Genomic DNA, 1457 nt, shown 5'->3' on the forward strand with positions numbered 1-1457 from the left:
GGCTCTGTTAGACCAAGGTTGACATAAAAACGATGTCACCGCGAGGCGGTACCCTTCAATTAACGTCGAAGGAGCGCCCATGGATGCAGACGACCTGGTCATCACCCTCAAGAAGAGCCTGGCGAAGCTCAGCAGGACCGAGCGCCGTAAAGCCGTCGAGCTGGTCGGGGACGTCGTCCGCGCCGCCATGTTCGACGATGCGGCGGGAGACGGCCATGAGGTGGAGCGCTGCCCCCGTTGCGGCTCGGTCGCTATCGTCAAGAAGGGCAAGTCCAGGAACGGCGAGCAGCGCTACCTCTGCCGCGACTGCGGCAGGACGTTCTCCGGCTCCACCGACCGGATCCTCGGCACGAGCAAGTTGCCCCGCGAGACCTGGATGGCCTATGCCGAGTGCTTCGCCCTCATGCTCCCTCTCCGCGAGTGCGCCGGCCGCTGCGGCGTCTGCCTCAAGACCGCCTGGACCATGCGCCACAGGCTCATCGAGTGCCTGAGGGAATACTCGCCCGCGTTCCATGTGGGGCGGGGGCAGGCCTGCGAGCTCGACGAGACGTACTTCCCCGAGTCCTTCAAGGGCAACCATTCAAAGGGCTCCTTCACCCTGCCGAGAAAGGCTCGCCACCGCGGCAAGCAGGTCCACAGGCGCGGCCTCTCCCGCGAGCAGATCTGCGTCATGACGGGCGTCAGCGACACGAACGCCACCTTCTTCGAGGTCTCGGGCCGCGGCGTCGTCTCGCGCAAGCGTGCGGCGGAGGCCCTCCGCGACCGCATCGGCGCGGGCGCGGTCGTCGCCACGGACAAGGCGACCGCATACATCGACGTGCTGCGCGACCTGAAGGTCGCCTCGCATGAGTCCTATGATTCCAAGGACCGTTCGGAGGGCACCATCAACCGCATCAACGCCGTCCATTCGCTCCTCGACTCGTTCATGGCCCGCTTCAGGGGAGTGTCCACCAAGCACCTGGGGGCCTACCTCGACTGGTTCCGCTGGTGCCGCACCTTCATGGCGGCGGGCTCGCGCGCGGCGGAGTCCACGGTCGCCCGCCAGGTCGCCAGCGGCTCCTGCCCGACCCGCGTCCGCGGCATGTTCGGCCTCGAGCCTCCCCTCATGGACTACTGGGACGGGCGGGCGGCCTAGCGAATTAAAATGGTGGCCACGGAGCAGCGACCGCGGAAGGAGCGGCAATGGCATCGAACGTCCCGGCCACCACGATAAGAATCGATCCCGAGGTCAAAAGGGAGGCCGTGGCCGTGCTCGACGAGCTCGGGCTCTCCATGTCGGGCGCCATGAACATATTCCTCAGGGCGGTGATTCGCGAGGGCGGCCTGCCCTTCGACGTCAGGCTGGGATCTTCGGGGAAGGCTGACGGGGAGGGCGGGGACCGCGATGGGCGGGGGTAGCTCGATTATTTCCCGGTTCGACGAACAGCCGATCGTGTCAACCTTGGTCTAACAGAGCC

Annotated in this window: 2 protein-coding genes; both read left to right on the plus strand. The window is 66.3% G+C overall.

The features are described from left to right. The first annotated feature begins 79 nt into the window (after nucleotides 1-79). A complete protein-coding gene (locus DW233_RS10055) occupies nucleotides 80-1135 on the plus strand; it encodes an IS1595 family transposase (RefSeq protein WP_118268023.1) in 1056 nt (351 codons plus the stop codon). A 47-nt stretch (nucleotides 1136-1182) separates the two neighbouring features. Beyond that, complete coding sequence (locus DW233_RS10060) at nucleotides 1183-1398, plus strand: type II toxin-antitoxin system RelB/DinJ family antitoxin (RefSeq protein WP_118268025.1); 216 nt, start codon at nucleotides 1183-1185, stop codon at nucleotides 1396-1398. Nucleotides 1399-1457: the final 59 nt, after the last annotated feature.

It is taken from the genome of Collinsella sp. AM20-15AC, assembly GCF_003471405.1.
In the GTDB taxonomy this organism is placed as follows: Bacteria; Actinomycetota; Coriobacteriia; order Coriobacteriales; family Coriobacteriaceae; genus Collinsella.